15 protein-coding genes are annotated in these 15355 nt (G+C 68.1%); 6 read left to right on the top strand and 9 right to left on the bottom strand.

The genetic code is table 11. The features are described from left to right. Positions 1-233: 233 nt before the first annotated feature. From rho to hemE, 4 genes are all read right to left on the bottom strand, one after another. A complete protein-coding gene (gene rho / locus J2X41_RS22705; RefSeq protein ID WP_028039626.1) occupies positions 234-1643 on the bottom strand; it encodes a transcription termination factor Rho in 1410 nt (469 codons plus the stop codon). Between the two features lie 282 nt (positions 1644-1925). After that, positions 1926-2393, bottom strand: coding sequence for a CopD family protein (locus tag J2X41_RS22710; RefSeq protein ID WP_310086282.1), 468 nt, complete (start codon positions 2391-2393; stop codon positions 1926-1928). Continuing rightward, a complete protein-coding gene (gene hemH, locus J2X41_RS22715) occupies positions 2390-3442 on the bottom strand; it encodes a ferrochelatase (protein ID WP_310086478.1) in 1053 nt (350 codons plus the stop codon). Before hemH ends, J2X41_RS22710 begins: the two co-directional genes overlap by 4 nt. Positions 3443-3447: 5 nt before the next feature. Beyond that, positions 3448-4476 (bottom strand): uroporphyrinogen decarboxylase, encoded by a 1029-nt coding sequence (gene hemE / locus J2X41_RS22720; protein ID WP_310086285.1) that lies wholly within the window; start codon positions 4474-4476, stop codon positions 3448-3450. Between the two features lie 454 nt (positions 4477-4930). On the opposite strand from hemE, the gene J2X41_RS22725 reads away from it, so the two are divergent. From J2X41_RS22725 to dnaQ, 5 genes are read left to right on the top strand one after another with little or no spacing between them, the layout of a single operon-like run. After that, positions 4931-5833 (top strand): pyruvate, water dikinase regulatory protein, encoded by a 903-nt coding sequence (locus J2X41_RS22725; protein WP_310086287.1) that lies wholly within the window; start codon positions 4931-4933, stop codon positions 5831-5833. Beyond that, positions 5830-6438, top strand: coding sequence for a Maf family protein (locus J2X41_RS22730; protein WP_310086289.1), 609 nt, complete (start codon positions 5830-5832; stop codon positions 6436-6438). Before J2X41_RS22725 ends, J2X41_RS22730 begins: the two co-directional genes overlap by 4 nt. Beyond that, a complete protein-coding gene (aroE, locus tag J2X41_RS22735; RefSeq protein ID WP_310086290.1) occupies positions 6435-7292 on the top strand; it encodes a shikimate dehydrogenase in 858 nt (285 codons plus the stop codon). The genes J2X41_RS22730 and aroE overlap by 4 nt, the downstream gene beginning before the upstream one ends. Beyond that, positions 7289-7912 carry a dephospho-CoA kinase gene (coaE, locus tag J2X41_RS22740; RefSeq protein ID WP_310086292.1) on the top strand — a complete coding sequence of 208 codons (624 nt, stop codon included), beginning with the start codon at positions 7289-7291 and terminating at the stop codon, positions 7910-7912. Before aroE ends, coaE begins: the two co-directional genes overlap by 4 nt. 6 nt (positions 7913-7918) lie before the next feature. Continuing rightward, on the top strand, positions 7919-8635 hold the full coding sequence (gene dnaQ, locus J2X41_RS22745; RefSeq protein WP_310086293.1) for a DNA polymerase III subunit epsilon: 717 nt from the start codon (positions 7919-7921) through the stop codon (positions 8633-8635). A gap of 25 nt (positions 8636-8660) precedes the next feature. Here dnaQ and J2X41_RS22750 read toward each other — a convergent pair whose 3' ends face one another. Then, positions 8661-8918: a hypothetical protein gene (locus J2X41_RS22750; RefSeq protein ID WP_310086295.1), complete on the bottom strand. Its 258-nt coding sequence runs from the start codon at positions 8916-8918 to the stop codon at positions 8661-8663. A gap of 714 nt (positions 8919-9632) precedes the next feature. Between J2X41_RS22750 and J2X41_RS22755 the strand changes: the two genes are divergently transcribed. Then, a complete protein-coding gene (locus tag J2X41_RS22755) occupies positions 9633-9974 on the top strand; it encodes an endonuclease domain-containing protein (protein ID WP_310086297.1) in 342 nt (113 codons plus the stop codon). Positions 9975-10096: 122 nt separating this feature from the next. Here J2X41_RS22755 and J2X41_RS22760 read toward each other — a convergent pair whose 3' ends face one another. The 4 genes from J2X41_RS22760 to J2X41_RS22775 all read right to left on the bottom strand — a co-directional run bounded on the left by J2X41_RS22760 (position 10097) and on the right by J2X41_RS22775 (position 15337). After that, complete coding sequence (locus J2X41_RS22760) at positions 10097-10903, bottom strand: exodeoxyribonuclease III (protein ID WP_310086299.1); 807 nt, start codon at positions 10901-10903, stop codon at positions 10097-10099. A gap of 257 nt (positions 10904-11160) precedes the next feature. Continuing rightward, positions 11161-11823, bottom strand: coding sequence for an outer-membrane lipoprotein carrier protein LolA (locus tag J2X41_RS22765; RefSeq protein WP_310086302.1), 663 nt, complete (start codon positions 11821-11823; stop codon positions 11161-11163). A 149-nt stretch (positions 11824-11972) separates the two neighbouring features. Further along, a complete protein-coding gene (locus J2X41_RS22770) occupies positions 11973-14393 on the bottom strand; it encodes a DNA translocase FtsK 4TM domain-containing protein (protein WP_310086304.1) in 2421 nt (806 codons plus the stop codon). Positions 14394-14830: 437 nt separating this feature from the next. Next, positions 14831-15337: a DUF1993 family protein gene (locus tag J2X41_RS22775; protein WP_310086306.1), complete on the bottom strand. Its 507-nt coding sequence runs from the start codon at positions 15335-15337 to the stop codon at positions 14831-14833. Between the last annotated feature and the right edge of the window lie 18 nt (positions 15338-15355).

The following is a 15355-nucleotide window of genomic DNA, read 5'->3' on the forward strand; positions in this document are numbered from 1 at the left end:
GATCCCGAAACGCGACGAGGCCGTGCGCCCAAGATCCTCCCCCTGTGGGGGAGGTGTCGGCGAAGCCGACGGAGGGGGGAGTGATGGGCTATGGCGAGACCTTACATCCACGATCCCAAACCTCCCCCCACCGATCGCTGCGCGATCGCCTCCCCCACAGGGGGAGGAGCTGAAAAACAAAGGGCGGCTGGATCGCTCCAGCCGCCCTTCGTGTTTCACGTGAAACACCAAGCTTAAGTGTTCATGCTCTGGAAGAAATCGCCATTGGTCTTCGACTGGCGCATCTTCTCCAGCAGGAACTCGATGGCGTCCGAAGCGCCCATCGGGTTGAGAATGCGGCGCAGGACGTAAGTCTTCTGCAGCTGGTCGCGCGGGGTGATCAGCTCTTCCTTGCGGGTGCCGGACTTCAGCACGTCGATGGCCGGGAAGATGCGCTTGTCGGCGACCTTGCGGTCCAGCACGATTTCCGAGTTGCCGGTGCCCTTGAACTCTTCGAAGATCACTTCGTCCATGCGGCTGCCGGTGTCGATCAGGGCGGTGGCGATGATCGACAGCGAACCGCCCTCCTCCACGTTGCGCGCCGCGCCGAAGAAGCGCTTGGGGCGCTGCAGGGCGTTGGCGTCGACGCCGCCGGTCAGCACCTTGCCCGACGACGGGACGGTGGTGTTGTAGGCACGGCCCAGGCGGGTGACCGAGTCCAGCAGGATCACCACGTCGCGCTTGTGCTCGACCAGGCGCTTGGCCTTCTCGATGACCATCTCGGCCACTTGCACGTGGCGGGTCGCCGGCTCGTCGAAGGTCGAGGCGATGACCTCGCCCTTCACCGTGCGCTGCATGTCGGTGACTTCTTCCGGACGCTCGTCGATCAGCAGGACGATCAGGTAGCATTCGGGGTGGTTGGTCTCGATCGACTTGGCGATGTTCTGCAGCATCACCGTCTTGCCGACCCGCGGCGGGGCGACGATTAGGCAGCGCTGGCCCTTGCCCAGCGGGGCGACGATGTCGATGACCCGGCCCGAGCGATCCTTGATGGTCGGATCGGGCAGTTCCATGTGCAGGCGCTCTTCGGGATAGAGCGGCGTCAGGTTGTCGAAGTGGACCTTGTGCTTGACGTTGTCCGGGCCCTCGAAATTGATCTTCGAGACGCCGGTCAGGGCGAAATAGCGTTCGCCTTCGCGCGGCGAGCGGATGGCGCCCTCGATGGTGTCGCCGGTGCGCAGGCCGAACTTGCGGATCTGCGAGGGCGACACGTAGATATCGTCCGGACCCGGAAGATAGTTGGCCTCCGGCGAGCGCAGGAAGCCGAAGCCGTCCTGCACCACTTCCATCGTGCCCGAGCCCGAGATCTCCACGCCTTCCTCGGCCAGGGTCTTGAGGATCGCGAACATCATGTCCTGCTTGCGCATGGAATTGGCGTTCTCGACCTCGAAGGTCTCAGCGAAGGCCAGCAGGTCGGCCGGGGATTTCTCCTTCAGCTCCTGCAGCGACATGGTCTTCAGGCCCATGGCCGCGACGGCGGCGCTGATCTCGGAGTCGTCGTCGCCGTCGTCGCCGTTGGCGGACGGGGTCTCGGCGGCCTCGACCGTCGTGTCGACGACGGGTTCCAGCTCGAGGCCAGGTTGGTTTTCGGTTTGGTCAGTCATAGTGACACTCAACGTCGCTCGGCCCGCGAAACCGCGAGCCGGGCCTTGGTTCTAGAACGGACTCGTCGCGGTGAGGCGGCGAGCGGGTCGCGCCATGACGACGGCGCGTATCGATCGGGGGACAGACCTTCGAAGCTCTTGGCGAAGCGAGAGGCTCCGGGGCGCGTCAGGACGAGCGCCGGTCCGTGGGAGGCGGGAACAGGCCGCGAGGCGACATGTCTCCCGGATGGGAACCACAAGCGGCCTCGCCGGTCAAGCGAAGCCGCTGGGCAGCCGGGCCGACTAGTGGCCCAGGAACTTGGTCGTCACCGACAGCACGATGACGATGGCCGCCAGGAACGGCAGCTCGTTGGTCATCCGCCAGAACTTCTCCGACCGGGTGTTGGTCCCGGCGGCGAACTGGCGGCGGGCCTTGGAGACGAAGCCGTGCCAGGCGAACAGGAAGACCAGGGCGGCGATCTTGGTCAGGGCCCAGGGCTTCAGATAGAAGTCGGGACCCAGGCGCTGGGTGTCGATCATCGCCAGCAGCAGCCCCATCAGCAGGGCCAGGATCATCGCCGGATTGATGATGATCCGCAGCGTCCGCAGCTCGGCCAGCTTGAACACCGCGTCCATCTCCGAGCCGGGCTCGGTCTTCATGTGATAGACGAACAGCCGCGGCAGGATCAGCATGCCGGCGATCCAGGCCATGACGAAGATGATGTGCAGGCCGCGGATCAGGTCGAAGTGACCGGCCAGGAAATCCATCATGCGCAAGCTCCCTGCGTGTTCGGACATTGCGTGCGATCAGCGTCGCAGCGCCAGGCGCAGGTCGTGACCAGCCGATCCCGGGCGCCGACAGCCGCCTGAATGGCGCGGCCCAGGCCCCGGATGAAACCGGGCGCGACGCCCAGGGCCGGCACGCGCACATAGGCCGGACAGCCCGCCTTGGTCGCCACCTCGCGATACTCGTGGTCAAGCTCGACCAGGGTCTCGATGTGCTCGGAGACGAAGGCGATCGGGGTCACGACCAGGGCCAGACCCTGCTGGCTGGCGGCGCGGATCTCGTCCTCGGTCGACGGACCGATCCATTTCATCGGCCCGACGCGGCTCTGGTAGGTCACCCGCCAGTCCCAGCCCTCCCCCAGCCGGGCGGCCACCGCCGCGGCCGTGGCCTCGACCTGCCGCTGGTAGGGATCGCCGGCCAGGATCACCTTTTCCGGCAGGCCGTGGGCTGAGAACAGCAGGCGCGCCGGACCCGGACGTCCAGCCTTGTCATAGGCGGTCTCGATCAGGTCGGCATGGGCCTGAACCAGAGCCTCGTCGACCGGATAGCAGCAGACCGTCGAAACGCGCCCCGGCCCGCCGCGGTAGGCTCGGTTCCAAGCCTTCAGAGAAGACCCCGTCGTCGTCGTCGAATATTGCGGATAGAGCGGCAGCAGCACCACCTCGTCGGGCGCGAAGGCCTTCACGGCCCTGGCGGTCTGGTCAGTCAGCGGCTTCCAGTAGCGCATGGCGATGAAGCAGCGCACGTCCGCGTCGGGGAACCGCGCGGCCAGGTCCGCCTCCAGCGCCTTCGCCTGCTTCTCCGTCTCGGGCAGCAGGGGCGAACCGCCACCCATCAGGGCGTAGTTTTCCTTGGCCAGCTTGGCGCGGGTCCCGGCGATCAGGGCGGCGATCGGATAGCGCAGCAAGGCCGGCAAGCCAATGATCGCCGGATCGCGGAACAGGTTGAACAGGAACGGCCGCACCGTGTCCGGACCGTCCGGGCCGCCCAGATTGAACAGGACGACAGCGATCTTGCGCCTCTTTCCTGTCAGGCTGGTCACTTGCCGGTGACCCGGGCCAGCACCGCCTCGACATGGGCGATCGGCGTGTCGGGCAGGATGCCGTGACCCAGGTTGAAGATGTAGGGTCCCTGCCCCCACTGCTCCAGCAGCTGGTCGACCCGCGCCAGCAGGGCGTCGCCGCCGGCCCGCAGCAGCAGCGGATCGAGCGCGCCCTGTATGGCCTTGGTCTTCTGGATCGCCTGACCCAAAGCCGCGGAGGCCTGGGTGTCCAGCGCCACGCCCTGGACCGGCGCGACCCGGGCATAGGTCTCGACCAGGGTTCCGGCCCCGCGGGGGAAGCCGATCACCGGCGTCGTCACGCCCCGGGCCCGCAGACCCTCGACGATGGCGGTATGCGGCCGGGTTACCAAGCGCTCGAACAGCGGCTCGGACAGGCCCTCGGCCCAGCTCTCGAACAGCTTCAGCACCTGGGCGCCGGACGCCGCCTGCATGGCCAGGTAGTCGATCGTCGCGTCGACCAGAACCTGGATCAGGGCGTCCAGCTTTTCGGCGTTCTGGTAGGCGAAGGTCCGCGCGCCGGAGCGGTCGCTGGAACCGCCCTCGATCATGTAGGTCGCCACGGTCCAGGGCGCGCCGGCGAAACCGATCAGGGTCCGGTCGGGCTCCAGGGCCGAGCGCACGCGGCTCAGCGTCTCGCCCACCGCGCCCAGGGCCTGGCCGGCCTGGCCGGTCAGCTCTCGCATCGACTCGATCGACGGCAGCTCGCCCAGCTTGGGCCCCTCGCCCGCCTCGAACCAGACCTTCTGGCCCAGGGCCTGCGGGATCAGCAGGATGTCGGCGAAGACGATGGCCGCGTCATAGGGGAACCGCCGCATGGGCTGCAGGGTGACCTCGGCGGCCTTTTCCGGGTTCAGGCAGAAATCGATGAAGGTCGGCTCGGTCGCCCGCACCGCTCGGTACTCCGGCAGGTACCGGCCGGCCTGGCGCATGAACCAGACAGGCGGGCGTTCGGCGCTCGCGCCGTCCAGGACGGAAAGGAGCTTGGGCTTTTCGAGCAGGGTCATGCTGGCCTTAAATCCCGTCAGGGCCGTGGGCTCAAGCCCGTATCGCCCCGGAGGCCTTCTTCCCTTCTTCCTTCATTCTTTAAGAAGATTTTAAGGAAGATTGTAGGAGATGGTGAGCAAGTGCCTAACGGGGAAAACCCGTTTGCGCCGCACCATGCCCCCTGCCCATCGCCAATCCGTCCAAGCTCGGTCCCCATGTGGGTTCGAGGCTGTGAACTTTGGGGATAGTCCGCTAGCGCTTCGAAATTCCTAACGAAACGTTAAGATGGTGAACGGCGCCGTAACCATGAGCGTTCGCTCATCCCCGGTCTGGGGGAATCGAATTCGCACGGGCTGTGAAGACGATCCGAGACTGGGGATTGTCCGCGATCAACGCGACCGTTTAACACAGGGGCAGTTCGACGCACCGCAACGAGCCGGGATTCACCCCCGCTCATCCCCAGGGGCCAGGCCAGTGGTTAAGCAACCGTTAACGGATGATCCACAGGAAGCTGGCGCCCCCGAGGGTGAAAGGACCGCGCCGCGCTTCGCGACCTACTTCCACATCCACCTGGTGTCGGACTCCACGGGTGAGACCCTGAACGCCATGGCCCGGGCGGTTTGCGCCCGGTTCACCGACATCCTGCCGATCGAACACATCTACGCCCTGGTGCGTTCCACGCGCCAACTGGACCGAGCGCTGGAGGAGATCGCCGGGGCGCCGGGCGTGGTCATGCACACGATCATCGATCCAAACCTGCGTGCCGCCCTGGAGGAAGGCTGCCGGCGGCTGGAGATGCCCTGCATCGCCGCTCTCGACCCGGTGGTCAGCGCCATGTCGCGCTATCTGGGCGCGCGGATCTCGACCCGGGTCGGGGCCCAGCACGCCCTGAACAACGACTATTTCGACCGCATCGAGGCCCTGGACTACGCCATCGCCCATGACGACGGCCAGGGGGGCCAGGACCTGACCCAGGCAGACGTCATCCTGGTGGGGGTGTCGCGCACTTCCAAGACCCCGACCTGCATCTATCTGGCCCACCGCGGCGTGCGAGCCGCCAATGTGCCGCTGGTCCCGGGCCGGCCGCCGCCTGACGAGCTGTTCACCCTGAAGAACACCCTGATCGTCGGCCTGATGACCTCGCCCGAGCGGCTGATCCAGATCCGCCGCAACCGCCTGCTGTCGTTGAAGGAGAGCCGCGAGAGCGACTATATCGACACCGACGCGGTGCGGCAGGAGATCATCGCCGCGCGTCGGCTGTTCGAGCGCCAGGGCTGGCCGATCATCGACGTCACCCGCCGGTCGGTCGAGGAGACGGCGGCGGCGATCATCAACCTGCTGTCGGGCGGCCGCGGCCAGGTCGAGGTGCTGGGATGACCGCCTCACCCCGCACCCCCGTCACCCTGGCGTCCAAGAGCGCGGCCCGCCAGGCGATCCTGCGCAACGCCGGCGTGGCCTTCGAGGCGGTCGGCTCCGGCGTCGACGAGGACGCCGCCAAGGCCGGCCTGCTGGCCGAAGGCGCCTCGCCGCGCGAGGTCGCCGACGCCCTGGCCGAGCTGAAGGCGTTCAAGGTCTCGACCAAGCGTCCCGGCCTGGTGATCGGCTCGGACCAGACCCTGGACCTGGACGGCGTGCTGTTCGACAAGGTCGACACGGTCGAGGCCGCCCGCGAGCGACTGCTCCAACTGCGCGGCAAGGTCCACAAGCTGCACTCGGCCGTCGTCGTGGCTCGCGACGGCCAGCCGATCTGGCGGGTGGTCGAGACCACCCGGCTGTCGGTCCGCAATTTCAGCGACGCCTGGCTGGACGGCTATCTGGCGCGCAACGCTCCCGACATCCTGTCCTCGGTCGGCTGCTACTTCCTCGAGGGCGAGGGCGTGCAGCTGTTCGACCGCATCGACGGCGACTATTTCGCCATCCTGGGCCTGCCGGTCGTCGGCCTGTTCGATTTCCTGCGTCTGCATGGAGCCCTCGAGACATGAGCGTGACGGGTGCGGCCATCGTGGCGGGCGTCTGCGGCCAGCCGATCCGCCATTCGATGAGCCCGGTGATCCACAACGCCTGGATCGCCGCGGCCGGGCTGAACGCCGCGTACGTGCCGTTCGCCCCGGGCGAGGACAATTTCGAAGCCTTCGTCGAGGGCCTGCGCGGCGGCGCCATCTGCGGCCTCAACGTCACCATTCCGTTCAAGGAACAGGCCCTGGCCTGCGCCGATCGCTGCAGCGACCTGGCCAAGCTGGCCGGCGCCGCCAACCTGCTGGTGTTCGAGACCGACGGGACGATCGCCGCCGACAACACCGACGGCCCGGGGCTGCTGGACGCCATCGCCGTCCAGGCGCCGGGCTTCGACCTGGCCGCCTCGCCGGTGGTGATCCTGGGGGCCGGCGGCGCAGCTCGCGGCGCGGCCGCCGCCCTGGCCCTGGCCGGCGCGCCTCGGGTCAGCCTCGTCAACCGCACCTTCGCCCGGGCCGAGGCCATCGCCCGCTCGATCGGCGGGGTGGTCGAGGCCGCGTCGGACGACGAGCTCGACGCCCTGCTCGCCCAGGCCGGCCTGGTGATCAACGCCACCTCCCTGGGCCTGGGCGGCGGCCCCGGTCCCGCCGCCCGCCTGGAGCTGACGCCGCAAACCGCCGTGGTGGTCGACATGGTGTACAAGCCGCTGCGCACCGAGTTCCTGCGCCGCGCCGAGGCGGCGGGTCGCCGGACGGTGGACGGTCTGGAGATGCTGCTGCGCCAGGCGGTCCCCAGCTTCGAGGCCTTCTTCGGCGTCGCGCCGCCGGCCGGGGTCGACGTTCGCGCCCTGGCCCTGGCCCAACTGGGCGAGGCGGACCGATGATCGTCGTCGGCCTGACCGGTTCGATCGGCATGGGCAAGTCGACGACGGCCCAGATGTTCATCGACGAGGGCGTGCCGGTCTATGATTCCGACGCGGCGGTGCACGCGCTCTACGCCAGCGGCGGAGCGGCGGTCGCCCCGGTCCAGGCGGCCTTTCCCGGCGTGGTGGTCGACGGGGCCATCGACCGGGCCCGGCTCAGCGCGGCGGTGATGGGCGATTCCGAAGCCCTGGCGGTGCTGGAATCGATCGTCCATCCGCTGGTCGGCGCTCATCGGATCGGCTTCTTCGAGGACGCCGAGGCTCAGGGGGCCGACATCGTCGTACTCGACATCCCCCTGCTCTACGAGACCGGCGGCGAGAAGAAGGTCGACGAGGTGGTCGTCGTCTCCGCCCCCGCCGACGTCCAGCGCCGGCGGGTGCTGGCGCGGCCGGGCATGGATCCGGCCAAGTTCGAGGCCATCCTGGCCCGCCAGACGCCGGACGCCGAGAAGCGAGCCCGGGCCGATTTCGTGATCGACACCGGCCAGGGCCTGGACGCCGCCCGCGACCAGGTCCGCGACATCCTGACTCGCCTGCGAGCCCCGGCCGCGCTTGAAGGCGGCGACGAACAGGGTCATTGAAAGCCGATGGCGCGGGAAATCATCCTCGATACCGAAACCACCGGTTTCGACCCCAAGACCGGCGACCGCCTGGTCGAAATCGGCTGCATCGAGGTGGTCGACTTCATGCCCACGGGCCGGTCGTTCCACGAATATTGCGACCCCCTGCGCGACATGCCGGCCGAGGCCCAGAAGGTGCACGGCCTGTCGTCCGAGTTCCTGACCGGCAAGCCCAAGTTCCACGAGATCGCCGACCGCTTCCTGGAGTTCGTCGGCGACAGTCCGGTGATCGCCCACAACGCCGCCTTCGACCGCAGCTTCGTCAATTTCGAGCTGGAGAAGTGCAACCGCCCGCCCCTGCCCGAGGCGCGCTGGGTCGACACCCTGGCCATGGCCAAGAAGCGCTTTCCGGGCATGTACAACTCGCTCGACGCGCTGTGCAAACGCTTCAAGATCAGCCTCGACAGCCGCGACAAGCACGGGGCCCTGATCGACGCCCACCTGCTGGCCGAGGTCTATCTGGAGCTGCAAGGCGGCAAGGAGCGGGCGCTGGAGCTGACGGCGGTGGTCGCCGCCACCGCCGTCTCGGCCGCCCGCGCCGGATCGTACGGCGCCCGGCCCCGGCCGCTGGCCCCGCGCTCGACCGAGGAAGAGCGCCAGATCCACGCGGCGTTCGTGCGCAAGAACCTCAAGGACAAGGCCGTCTGGATCCAGTTCGGGGTCGGGGTTGTCGTCGAGGGCTGAGCCCTTCGGCCAAAGCTCCCACGAACTAGGATTCAAAGAACCAAGGCGTCATGGCGTCGGCCCGGCTTTCCAAAAGGCCCGGCCGATGCGATTTCACCTCCGCCCGCAGCGTCAGCAAGCGAGTCCGCTGCGGACCTGAAGGCGTTCGACCGAGCGCCTCGTCGATCTTCTCCAGCAGGGTGTCGTTCAGCAACAGCGCGGCCTTGACCCCCTCGAGCATCAGCACGCGAAGCTCGTTGCCTCGGCGGATCTTGCGACGGCGGGGTGGTTTGGACTTGGGCATGAGGTTCTCCGTGCTTGAAGAGGTCTTTGGCGGACACGGCTCTTCGACCTCGGGCTTGCGCTGGCGAGTGGATGGGGAGGCGCGGAGCGGTCCGGGCCTGGCCCGGATGACCGTGGGTATTGAGTGTGCGTTTCGGCTAGACCTGACCGCTCCGCGAAACCGTTCTTCTCAAGGGACGGCGATTGAGGGCTTGTTTCATCCCGATCGACGTTTCCCCTCAGGCGGGCAGGATCAAAGTCGCCCGGAAGGGGCCGTCGGCGACTCCGACTGATCCTCGAACAGGCCGGTTTGAACCTCCCGGCCCCGTCGACCCGCCTGTCCCGCCATCGTCCCCGGCTGACCTTGGAGCCTTCTGAGCCCCGCCGCCCGCCGCGGTCCGATCGCCAGGCCCAGGCGGCCCCGCTCGGTTCCACCCCCATCGCCTGCTTGGGCCGGTACCAAGAGCCCTCCCCCGCGATGGGGACAGCTTCGATTGTGCGGGAGGTTTGAGGTCCGAGGACTTGTGACGCTGATTATTTTTCAGGGCGTTGAAAAGACTGGGGTTCTTTGCACCGCCAGCGGGGATTGAGCGTCGTCTGTCCCCTTGGAACCCTCTCTCTTTGAGAGAGGGAGGGGCCCGCCGCGAAGCGGTGGGAGGGTGAGAGGTTTCACCGCTGGCCGGAAAATCCCGATTCCCATCGTTGCGTAATCTTTGCGGTGCTCCAGCATCTCGCCATGGACGCCACCGCTAACGCCCGCCGCCTTCGCCAGAACCAGACCCTGGCCGAGAAGGCGTTCTGGAAGCTGGTGCGCAACCGCCGGCTGGGCGGCTTCAGGTTCCTGCGACAGGTCTCGATCCACAGCTATTTCGCCGACTTCGTCTGCGAGGCGGGCAAGCTGATCGTCGAACTGGACGGCGCCGCTCACGAGGAACGGGAGGATTACGACGCCCGCCGCACGCAGGTGCTCGAACTGTTTGGCTATTTGATCCTGAGGTTCCCCAACGAGCAGGTCCTGGCCGATCCCGGCGGGGTCGCCGACGACATCCTGGCCGTGCTTCGACCGGAGAGGGTGTAGCCTCTCACCCTCCCACCGCCTGCGGCGGCGGGCCCCTCCCTCTCTCTATGAGAGAGGGGTTTAAGTCCGTGAAGGGTCGAAAGCCGTAGCTATCGCCCGCACCGAAAATGGAACACCACCCGCTAGACCAACAGATCCGCCGTCACCGGCGCGTGGTCGCTGGGCCGTTCCCACTCGCGCACCGTGTCGTGAACCTTGGACGAGACCTTGCCGTCGATGATCGCCGCGTCGCGCAGGCCGGGGCTGGCCAGGATGTGGTCCAGGCGCAGGCCGCGGTTGGACTTGCGGAAGTCGGCGGCGCGGTAGCTCCACCAGCTGAACAGCTTCTCGGGTTCCGGCGTGGCCAGGCGCGGCAGGTCCAGCAGGTCCATCGACTTGATCATCGCGTCGAAGGCTTCGAGCTCAGCCGGCGTGTGGCTGACAACCTTCAGCATCTGGCGGTGACTCCAGACGTCGTTTTCGCCGGGCGCGATGTTCAGGTCGCCGGTGACGATCAGCGGCGCCTTGGGATCACGCTTCTTCAAGGCGGCGGTGAGGGTTTCATAGAAGTCGAGCTTGTGGTCGAACTTCGGGTTGCCGATGCGGTCGGGCGTGTCGCCGCCCGCCGGGATGTAGAAGTTCTGGATGTCGACGCCGGCCACCTTGACTGCGACGCAGCGGGCATGGCCCTCGCGGCAGTTCATCAGCGTGGGCACGTCCTCGAACGGCAGGCGCGAGGCGATGGCCACCCCATGCCAGCCCTTCTGGCCCATGATCTTGATGTGCGGCAGGCCCATGGCGACGAAGGCCTCGCGGGGGAACTCCCCCTCCTGGCACTTGATCTCCTGCAGGCAGAGCACGTCGGGCGCCTGCTCGTCGACGAAACGGGCGGCCTGTTCGGCGCGCAGGCGGACGGAATTGACGTTCCAGGTGGCGATACGGAGGCGCATGATCTTCCTCTAGGGCCGGGGACCGCCGGACCACAACGAAAAACGCCCAGGCGCTCGGCGCCTGGGCGAAAGTCGGGTCTCTCATGCCGCCGCCGGGAGGGGATAGGTCCGGCACGGTTGCGATGGGCGGGTCGGGCGCTCATCGCCATGCGTGTTAAATCTGCCACGGCGAGAATCTAAGTCAAGAACAATCGCGTTAACATCTTGCATGTTGTGAAATTGTCGCATTTCGGCCGCGTCGGCGGCGCTTTATGCAACTACGGCTTGCCGACCCGGCGGCGTGGATCGGTAAGGACGAACAGTTTCGGGTCCAGGCCGGCGGTGTTCTCGAAGTCGACCAGCCGCACGCGCGTCTCCCCGCCCTTGGTGTCGGTGACGGTCCAGCCGGTCAGGGTCGGCGCGTTGCTGAAGTTCAGGGCGATGCGGCCAAGGGTCTGGCGCTTGGCGTCGACGGCGGTGATCGTGAAGCCGTCGGCCAGCTTGCGCACGCCGGTGATGACCACGCCGCGGTCCAGCCGCACCTCGCGGGCCAGCAGCAGGTTCAGCGGCGTGCGGCTGAGCGGATAGCTCTCGAAGGTCTTCAGCCGGCTGTTGAAGATGTTCACGGCGCTGCCGTTGCTGACCACCAGCAGGCCGCCCGGGCCGTCATAGGCGAAGCGGGCCTTGCCGGGGCGCTGCAGGTAGAAGGTCCCCTGGGTCTGGGCGCCGCGGGCGTCGGTCTGGACGAAACGGCCCTTGGCCGAGCCCAGCGTCTGGATATAGGCGGTGGCCTTGTCGACCAGGGCCTGCTCCTCGGGCGTCAGCGTGGCGGCGGCGGCGGCGGGCCGGGACGCGGCCAAGGCCTGGCCCGACAGGGCGGCGGCCAGGCCGAAGCCGGCGGTGGCGAGGATCAGACGGCGGGTCGGGGTCGTGGTGGTCATGCGATCTCCTAGGCTCCAACCTTTGCCCCGCCCATGCGACGAGCGAAAGGCCGCGCCGCGACCATTTTCCGGCGCCGCGATGAAGCGCCGTTCATCGGCGGCTGGGGACAGGCGCATGCGCCTGTCCCCGACATCATCCGCGGCGGCCCCTACATCGGCGGGGGCGGCGGGGCCAGGATCTCGCGCTTGCCGGCGTGGTTGGCGGCGCCGACCACGCCCTCCTTCTCCATCCGCTCCATCAGCGAGGCGGCGCGGTTGTAGCCGATCTGCAGGCGGCGTTGGATGTAGCTGGTCGAGGCCTTGCGGTCGCGGGTGACCACCGCCACGGCGTGGTCGTAGAGGTCGTTGGCCCCGCCCTCGCCGGCGAAGGCGCCCTCGATGGCCTCCTCCTGCTCCTCGTCGCCGCCGGCCGTGACCTCCTCCAGATAGTTGGGGATGCCCTGGTCGCGCAGGAACTTGGCCACCGCCTCGACCTCGCCGTCGCTGACGAACGGGCCGTGCAGGCGGGTGATGCGGCCGCCGCCGGCCATGTACAGCATGTCGCCCTGGCCCAGCAGTTGCTCGGCCCCCTGTTCGCCGAGGATGGTGCGGGCGTCGATCTTGCTGGTGACCTGGAAGCTGATCCTGGTCGGGAAGTTGGCCTTGATGGTGCCGGTGATGACGTCGACCGACGGGCGCTGGGTGGCCATGATCAGGTGGATGCCGGCGGCGCGGGCCATCTGGGCCAGGCGCTGGACGGCGCCTTCGATGTCCTTGCCGGCCACCATCATCAGGTCGGCGACCTCGTCGATGACCACCACCAGGTAGGGCATCGGCTCGGGGCGGATCTTCTCGGTCTCGTAGATCGGCCGGCCGGCGTCGTCGAACCCCGTCTGGACGGTCCGCTCGAAGTGCTCGCCCTTGTCCAGGGCCTCGACGGCCTTCTCGTTGAAGCCGCCGATGTTGCGCACGCCGATCTTCGACATCCGCCGGTAGCGGTCCTCCATCTCGCGCACCGTCCACTTCAGGGCGACGACCGCCTTCTTGGGATCGGTGACCACCGGGGCCAGCAGGTGCGGGATGCCGTCGTAGACGCTGAGCTCCAGCATCTTGGGGTCGATCATGATGAAGCGGCACTTCTCGGGCGGCAGCTTGTACAGGATCGACAGGATCATGGCGTTGACGCCGACCGACTTGCCCGAGCCGGTGGTGCCGGCGATCAGCAGGTGAGGCATCTTGGCCAGGTCGGCGATGTAGGTCTCGCCGCCGATCGTCTCGCCCAGGGCCATGGGCAGGATGTGGGTGGCTTTGTCGTAGTCGGACGATGACAGGAGGTCGCGCAGATAGACCGTCTCGCGGCGCGAGTTGGGCATCTCGATGCCGATGGCGTTGCGGCCCTGGGCCACGGCGACGCGGCACGAGATCACGCTCATCGAACGGGCGATGTCGTCGGCCAGGGCCACGACCCGGGCGGTCTTGGTGCCGGCGGCCGGCACCAGTTCGTACATGGTGACCACGGGACCGGGGCGGATCTGGTCGATCTGGCCGCGCACGCCGAACTCGGCCAGCACGCTTTCCAGCAGCCGGGCGTTCTGGCGCAGGGCCTCCTCGTCGAACTCGGCCGAGCGCGGCTTGGGCTTGGCCAGCATGGCCAGCTCCGGCAGCTGGAAGCCGCCCTCGTCCTCGAAGTCGAAGGCCTTCTGCTGCTCGCGCTGTTCGCGGGCGTTGGCCTTGCCCGGGACCTTGGGCTGGGCGATGGCCAGGGGGCGGACCTCGAAGCTGGGCTCGAAGGCGTCGTCGTCCTCGACCGGCGGCGGCGGGGCCTTGGCCGGCTTGGCGGGCTTGCGGGGCGCGGCTTCAGGTTCGATCTCGATGACCGGCGCGGCAGCCTTGCGCGGGGCCTTCGGACGGGCGGCGGGTTCAGGTTGGGGGGCCGCGACGGGCGCGGCCGGGCGCTCGCGCGGCTGCATCAGGCCGTGGACCAGGTCGCCGATCGCCTCGGGATCGATGCGGCGCACGCCGATGGCGTAGCCCAGGGCCACGACCGCGCCGATCGCCAGCAGCACGGCGGCGATCAGGTGGGCGCCGGGCAGGCGGGCGAAGCCGAGCAGCCCGGCCAGCAGGTTCAGCAGGCCGTCGCCCCAGAACCCGCCCAGGCCCTTGGCCAGCGGCCAGGCGGCGGGACGCGGCGGGGCGGCCAGCAGTCCGGCCAGGGCCAGCAGGCCCAGGCCGCCGACCAGGGCGCGGACCCGCAGATCGCGGCGGTGGGCGGCCGGGTCGGGCTGGGTGACGCGCGACAGGCCGAACACCAGCATCAGGGCCGCGGCCATCCAGCCGGCCAGGCCCATCGACTGCATGACGACGTCGGCCAGGGCCGCGCCGGCTCCGCCGAGCGCATTGGTGGCCGGTAGACCGGTGGCGGCGTTCAGGCTGGGATCGGCGGCGTTGTAGGTGGCGACCGACAGCAACAGCCCCGCCCCGATCACGCAGATCACCCCGCCCCGGAAGCGGGCCGACCAGGGCTGGGCCCAGCCGTAGCGCACCGCGTCCCAGACCAGTTCAACGCTCGATCGTCGCGCCGCTCGCGCCATCAGAAGTCACCTTGCACTCGTAGACCCCGCTGTTTTGCCCCAAGAGGGTTAAGGGGCGTTTACTTTGATGGGGTCGGGGCGTGGTTTGAGGTCGCGGGCCGGTGACCAAAAATGGCTGTCCTTCCGGATCGGCGCTCGGCTCCGCCGAGCTTGTCCGGGATGACGGGTTTTTAGAGCTGATCCGCAGGCGAGGCTGACCCAGGGAGAGCATCCTGAAACAGGAACAAAAAGCGAACATACGTCCGGACTCGACGTGGCCGGGAGTCATTCTGGCGCGTAGCCCGCCGCTGTTGGCGGGTCAGTGGGTGCGGTCATGGACAAGGAGCTTTTGAGTCAGTTGCCGATCATTCTGTCGGCGGTCGCGGGGGTGTTCACCGCCCTGGCGACCTTGGTGTGGGCGTTCCGGCGGCGGCCCTGAGGGTCGCCGCCGCGAGGCCTCAGGCCGTGCCCAGATAGTCCTTCTTGCCGATCTCGACGCCGTTCTTGCGCAGGATCGCGTAGGCGGTGGTCAGGTGGAAGAAGAAGTTCGGCTGGGCCTGCCCCTGCAGATAGGCCAGGCCCTTGACCACGCTGGTCTCGCCGCGGCGGGTCAGGGTGATGTCGCGATCCTCGGCGTTCTCGAACCTGGCCGGGTCCAGGCCCTCGACATAGGTGACGGCGCGATCGATCCGGGCGATCAGCGCTTCGAACGTGGTCTCGGCGTCGTCCCAGGCCGGAACCTCCTCGCCGGCCAGGCGCGCGCAGCAGCCCTTGGCGAAGTCGGTGGCGATCTGCACCTGGCGCAGCAGCGGGAACATGTCGGGGAACAGCCGGGCCTTCAGCAGGGCGTCGGGGTCCAGCTTGCGGGTCTCGACATGGGCGGCGGCCTTGGTCAGCACGCCCTTCAGGCCCTTCAGCCCCTGGACGAAGACGGGGACGCTGGCCTGGTGGATGGTGAGGGTCATGGGAACTCCGGGATGGAT

Origin of the sequence: Caulobacter sp. BE254 (assembly GCF_031457295.1) — a bacterium.
Taxonomy (GTDB): Bacteria; Pseudomonadota; Alphaproteobacteria; order Caulobacterales; family Caulobacteraceae; genus Caulobacter.

Excerpts from the sequence above, each read along its gene's own strand:
- rho (WP_028039626.1), bottom strand. The coding sequence starts at position 1,643 with ATGACTGACCAAACCGAAAACCAACCTGGCCTCGAGCTGGAACCCGTC.
- J2X41_RS22710 (WP_310086282.1), bottom strand. The coding sequence starts at position 2,393 with ATGATGGATTTCCTGGCCGGTCACTTCGACCTGATCCGCGGCCTGCAC.
- hemE (WP_310086285.1), bottom strand. The coding sequence starts at position 4,476 with ATGACCCTGCTCGAAAAGCCCAAGCTCCTTTCCGTCCTGGACGGCGCG.
- J2X41_RS22730 (WP_310086289.1), top strand. The coding sequence starts at position 5,830 with ATGACCGCCTCACCCCGCACCCCCGTCACCCTGGCGTCCAAGAGCGCG.
- aroE (WP_310086290.1), top strand. The coding sequence starts at position 6,435 with ATGAGCGTGACGGGTGCGGCCATCGTGGCGGGCGTCTGCGGCCAGCCG.
- coaE (WP_310086292.1), top strand. The coding sequence starts at position 7,289 with ATGATCGTCGTCGGCCTGACCGGTTCGATCGGCATGGGCAAGTCGACG.
- dnaQ (WP_310086293.1), top strand. The coding sequence starts at position 7,919 with ATGGCGCGGGAAATCATCCTCGATACCGAAACCACCGGTTTCGACCCC.
- J2X41_RS22750 (WP_310086295.1), bottom strand. The coding sequence starts at position 8,918 with ATGCCCAAGTCCAAACCACCCCGCCGTCGCAAGATCCGCCGAGGCAAC.
- J2X41_RS22755 (WP_310086297.1), top strand. The coding sequence starts at position 9,633 with ATGGACGCCACCGCTAACGCCCGCCGCCTTCGCCAGAACCAGACCCTG.
- J2X41_RS22760 (WP_310086299.1), bottom strand. The coding sequence starts at position 10,903 with ATGCGCCTCCGTATCGCCACCTGGAACGTCAATTCCGTCCGCCTGCGC.
- J2X41_RS22765 (WP_310086302.1), bottom strand. The coding sequence starts at position 11,823 with ATGACCACCACGACCCCGACCCGCCGTCTGATCCTCGCCACCGCCGGC.
- J2X41_RS22770 (WP_310086304.1), bottom strand. The coding sequence starts at position 14,393 with ATGGCGCGAGCGGCGCGACGATCGAGCGTTGAACTGGTCTGGGACGCG.
- J2X41_RS22775 (WP_310086306.1), bottom strand. The coding sequence starts at position 15,337 with ATGACCCTCACCATCCACCAGGCCAGCGTCCCCGTCTTCGTCCAGGGG.